This is a genomic window from Phenylobacterium aquaticum (genome assembly GCF_947378715.1).
Taxonomy (GTDB): Bacteria; Pseudomonadota; Alphaproteobacteria; order Caulobacterales; family Caulobacteraceae; genus Phenylobacterium; species Phenylobacterium aquaticum_A.
In genome coordinates, this window is the sequence record NZ_CANCLE010000221.1 from 1 (window position 1) to 4,958 (window position 4,958).

Below are 4,958 nucleotides of genomic sequence, written 5' to 3' on the forward strand. Positions count from 1 at the left end.
ATCGGGCTGGGCGAGATAGCGCTGGACGTAGTCGGTGATGCCGTCCTCGAGCGCGGTCATCGGCTGGTTGTAGCCGGCGGCCTGGAGGCGGCCCATGCGGGCCTCGGTGAAGTACTGGTACTTGTCGCGGATGGCCGGCGGCATGGGGACATAGTCGATCCGAGCGGGCTGGCCGGCGGCCTTGAACACCGCCTGGGCCATGTCGGCGAAGCTGCGCGCCTTGCCGGAGCCGAGATTATAGACCCCGCTCACCTGGGGCGAATGGACCAGCCAGGCGACGATGTCGGCGACATCGCGGACATAGACGAAGTCGCGCAGCTGGCCGCCGTCCTCATAGCCCTCGCGGTGGGACTTGAAGAGCTGGATCTCCTGGCCCTCGCGGACCTTGGGCCAGATCTGCGAGGCGACGGACTTCATGGCGTCCTTGTGCTCCTCGTTGGGGCCATAGACGTTGAAGAACTTCAGCCCCACCCACTGGGGCGGGGCGGCGTCGCGGGCGGCCTGGCGGGCGGCGAACTGGTCGAACAGGGCCTTGGACCAGCCATAGGTGTTCAGGGGCCGAAGCGCGGCCAGCGAGGCCAGGTCGTCCTGGTCGTCGAAGCCCAGGGCGCCGTCGCCATAGGTCGCCGCCGAGGAGGCGTAGATCAGCCGGCGTTGGTGGCGGGCGCACCAGAGGAACAGGTCGCGGCTGAGGGTGAAGTTGGCATGGATGATCTTGTCGGCGTCCGGCTCGGTCGTCGACGACACCGCGCCCATATGGATGACGCACTCGATGTCGCCCCGGTGCGCCTCCAGCCAGTCGAACATGGCCTCGGGCGCCACGAAGTCGCTGATCGGGTGCTTGGCGATGTTGCGCCACTTGCCGAGCTCGGCCTCATGCAGCCAGTCGCAGATCACCACGTCCAGGCTGGCGTCCTCGGCCAGCTTGGCGGCGATATTGGAGCCGATGAAGCCGGCGCCGCCGGTGACGAAGATGATGCGCCGGGTCATTGGCCGTCCTTTGCCGTCATCCGGGCGATGGCCGCCGTGGTCGAATAGCCGTCGATGATCTCCGCCAGCCGGACCTCGCCGCCCCAGGACCGGACCTCGACCGCGCCCACCACCTGGTCTTCCGAATAGTCCGCGCCCTTGATCAGCACATCGGGCCGGGCCGTGGTGATCAGGTCGAGCGGGGTGTCCTCATCGAAGGGCGCCACGAGGTCGACGCAGGCGAGGCCCGCCAGCACCATGGCGCGGCCCTCCAGGTCATTGACCGGGCGGCCCTCCCCCTTCAGCGCGCGGACCGAGCGGTCGGAGTTCAGGCCGACGATCAGCCGGTCGCACCAATTGCGGGCCTGGTTGAGATAGGCCACGTGGCCGCGATGCAGGATGTCGAAGCAGCCATTGGTGAAGCCGACCCGCAAGCCCTTGGCGCGCCAGCGGGCGACCTCGTCGGCCATCCGCTGCGGGGTGACGATCTTGGCCTCGGCCGGGGCCAGGTGAGCGCTGATGGAGGCTTCCATCATCTCCTCGGGCGTGACGACGGCGGTGCCGGCCTTGGTCACGGCGACGCCGGACGCCAGCATGGCGAAGGCGATGGTGTCCTCGATCGCGGCGCCCGCGGCGAGCCCGAGGCCCAGGGCGGCGATGGTGGTGTCGCCGGCCCCGGAGGCGTCGAACACCTCGCGGGGCGCGGTGGCGAAGTGGCGCACCGGCTCGCCGCGCACGCCCAGGGAAATCCCCTTGGACGCCCGGGTCACCAGGATCGCCTTGGCCTCGCACAGCGACAGGGCGTACTCGATGGCGGCGGCGACCTCGTCACTCGTCTGGGCCGGCATGCCGGTGGCGTAGGCCAGCTCGGCGGCATTGGGCTTGATGATGTCGACCGCGCCATAGCGGAGGAAGCTGCGAGCCTTGGAATCGACGATCACCGGAATGCCGGCCTCGCGGGCGGCGGCGATCACCGCATCGGTGACGACGCCCTTGCCATAGTCGGAGATCAGGATGACGCCGGCGCCCCGGGCCACGTCACGCACCGTGCGGACCAGGCGCTCGTCGACCTCGCCTTCGGCCGGGCGGCTCTCTTCGAGGTCGACGCGCAGCAGCTGCTGGCCGCCGGAGACGAAGCGGGTCTTCAAGGTGGTCGGACGCGAGGGATCGCGGATCAGGAAGCCCTCGACGCCCGTGTCATCACCGACCAGGCGCAGGGCCTCGTGGCCCTCCGGATCGCCGCCGACCAGGCCGATCAGCGAGACCTCGCCCCCCAGGGCCGCCACGTTGCGGGCCACATTGCCGGCCCCGCCCAGCATGACCATCTCGCGGGTCCGGGCCAGGACCGGGATCGGCGCCTCGGGCGAAACCCGGGTCACATCGCCATAGACGAAGCGGTCGATCATCACGTCGCCGACGCAGACGACGCGGGAGCCACCGACGGCGGCGAGCACATGCTGAAGGGTCGAAAGATCCATGGTCTCAGGCTCTGATCGCGCGCGGGGTCCGGGTCAAGCCGCCGTCAGCGCGCCGCATGCAGGGCCTTGAGCGTCTTGAGCAGCCCGGCGGCTGAGTCCAGCGGCAGGCAGCTGGGGCCGTCGCACAGGGCCTTTTCCGGCTCCGGGTGGAACTCCAGAAACACCCCGTCGGCGCCGGCGGCCACGGCCGCCTTGGCCAGGATCGGCACGCCGCTGCGCCGCCCGCCGGTGGAGGCGCCGTTGGATTTGGGGTTGGCGCCGGGCAGCTGGGTGGCATGGGTGGCGTCAATGGTGACTGGTGCGCCCAGGGACTGCATCTCCTCGATGCCCAGCATGTCGACGATCAGGTTGTTGTAGCCGAAGGACACGCCGCGCTCGCACAGGATGGTCATGTGCTCGCCGACCGCCTCGTAGATCTTGTCGAGGATGTTGCGGCAGTCCCAGGGAGCCAGGAACTGGCCCTTCTTCACATGCAGCAGGCCCCCGGCCTTCTGGGTGGCCAGGGCCGCGGCGTTGACCAGGTCGGTCTGGCGACAAAGGAAGGCCGGAATCTGGACGATGTCGGCGACCGCGGCGACCGCCTCGCACTGATCGATCTCGTGCAGGTCTGTGGCGATCGGCAGGTCGAACTCGGACTTGATGGTCCGCAGGATCTCCAGGCCCTTCTCCAGGCCCGGGCCGCGATAGCTATGGATCGAGGAGCGATTGGCCTTGTCGAAACTGGCCTTGAACACATAGGGCAGGCCCAGCTCTCCGGTCACCGCCTTGAGATGGCGGGCGGTGTCGCGCGCCAAATCGAGGTCCTCCAGCACATTCAATCCGGCGATGACGACCAGGGGATGCCCGTCGCCGATCGACAGGTTCCATTTCTTGAGCGTCAGCACGGCCATGGGGGATGATCCTCAGGTGTCGGGGCGACGCCTAAGTGGCGCGGGCCGGTCCGGTCCACAAGTCCCAAATCCGCCTGCGCGCATCCTGCCGCGCACCCTGGCCGTAACCATGGGGCGGTTCGAACCGAGTCGCCTCCTCGCACGTTTAAGTGTAGGTTGTTAACGTCTTCGAGGGTCGTGATCATGACTTCGCCCGACAACATGGCGCCTGTATCCGCCACGGATCTCCGTGATATCCACAAGTCGGCGGACCTGTCCGGCGCCCCGATGATCTTCCGGGCCGCCTTCAAGACCATGGCTCGCAACTGGAATGCGGGCGAGCTGACCTTCATCACACCTTCCGGCGGGCGGCTGCGCTTGACCGGCGATGCGCCGGGACCCCAGGCGATCGTGCAGATCAAGGACTATCGCTTCATCGGCCGGGTGCTGGCGGCCGGCGATATCGGCTTCGCCGAGGGCTACATGGCCGGCGAATGGGACACACCGGACCTGACGGCGGTGCTCAGCGTGTTCAGTCTGAACTTCGAGCAGCTGAAGCAGGTGACCGAGGGCAACGCCCTGATGGGCATGGTCAACTTCGTCGCCCATGCGCTTAATTCCAACAGCCGCAAGGGTTCGCGCCGCAACATCCACGCCCACTATGACCTGGGCAACGCCTTCTATTCGCGCTGGCTTGATCCCAGCATGACCTATTCCGCCGCCCGCTTCGAGCGGCCGGACCAGCCGTTGAACGAGGCCCAGCGCAACAAGTACAAGACGCTCGCCGAGCAGATGGAGCTGGCGGCCGAGCACCATGTGCTGGAGATCGGCTGTGGCTGGGGCGGGTTCGCGGAGTTCGCGGCCGGAGAGGTCGGCGCCAAGGTCACCGCCATCACCATCTCGCGCGAGCAGTACGACTTCGCCGCCAAGCGGATGTTCGACCAGGGGCTGAACGAGAAGGTCGATATCCAGCTGATCGACTATCGCGACGTCGCTGGCCGGTTCGACAGGGTCGCCTCCATCGAGATGTTCGAGGCGGTGGGCGAGCGCTACTGGCCGGCCTATTTCAGCAAGGTGCGCGAGGTGCTCAAGCCTGGCGGCCGGGCGGGCCTGCAGATCATCACCATCCAGGACCAGATCTTCGAGGGCTATCGCCGTCGCGCCGACTTCATCCAGAAATACATCTTCCCCGGCGGCATGCTCCCGTCCGAGGCGCGCCTGAGGGACGAGACAGAGCGCGCTGGCCTCGCCTGGACCGGGATCGGCCGGTTCGGCCAGAACTACGCCGACACCCTGGCCGCCTGGCGCAGGGCCTTTGACGGGGCCTGGGAGGAGATTCGCCACCTGGGCTTCGACGAGCGGTTCCGCCGGCTATGGCGGTTCTATCTCAGCTATTGCGACGCGGGTTTCCGGACCGGACGGACGGACGTGGTCCAGCTGGGCCTGGTCAAGGCCTGACGCGAAAGCGTAAGCGGCGCCCCTGTTCCGATGCACCAAGGCCCCTTAAGTAGCGGGCATGACAGTCGCACCCAGCGTCCTGGACGCCATCGGAAACACGCCGCTCATCCGCTTGCGCCGCGCCAGCGAGGCGACCGGCTGCGAAATTCTCGGCAAGGCGGAGTTCATGAACCCCGGCGCCTCG

The 4,958-nt window shown here is 67.8% G+C and carries 4 protein-coding genes and 1 pseudogene; 2 read left to right on the forward strand and 3 right to left on the reverse strand.

Translation table 11 applies throughout. The features are described from left to right. The 3 genes from rfaD to kdsA all read right to left on the reverse strand — a co-directional run. Nucleotides 1-990, reverse strand: a 990-nt coding sequence (rfaD, locus tag Q7P21_RS19290) for an ADP-glyceromanno-heptose 6-epimerase (RefSeq protein ID WP_304179850.1), incomplete at its 3' end; no start/stop codon positions are given. Then, on the reverse strand, nucleotides 987-2,447 hold the full coding sequence (gene rfaE2, locus Q7P21_RS19295; RefSeq protein ID WP_304179852.1) for a D-glycero-beta-D-manno-heptose 1-phosphate adenylyltransferase: 1,461 nt from the start codon (nucleotides 2,445-2,447) through the stop codon (nucleotides 987-989). The genes rfaD and rfaE2, both read right to left, overlap by 4 nt. A 44-nt stretch (nucleotides 2,448-2,491) precedes the next feature. Beyond that, a complete protein-coding gene (kdsA, locus tag Q7P21_RS19300) occupies nucleotides 2,492-3,337 on the reverse strand; it encodes a 3-deoxy-8-phosphooctulonate synthase (protein ID WP_304172033.1) in 846 nt (281 codons plus the stop codon). A 201-nt stretch (nucleotides 3,338-3,538) separates the two neighbouring features. Here kdsA and Q7P21_RS19305 point away from each other — a divergent pair, with 201 nt between their 5' ends. Further along, the gene (locus Q7P21_RS19305) at nucleotides 3,539-4,774 is read left to right on the forward strand and encodes a cyclopropane-fatty-acyl-phospholipid synthase family protein (RefSeq protein ID WP_304172037.1); all 1,236 of its coding nucleotides are present in this window, start codon (nucleotides 3,539-3,541) and stop codon (nucleotides 4,772-4,774) included. A 58-nt stretch (nucleotides 4,775-4,832) separates the two neighbouring features. Next, nucleotides 4,833-4,958, forward strand: a pseudogene (locus tag Q7P21_RS19310) (cysteine synthase A); the annotation flags it as partial.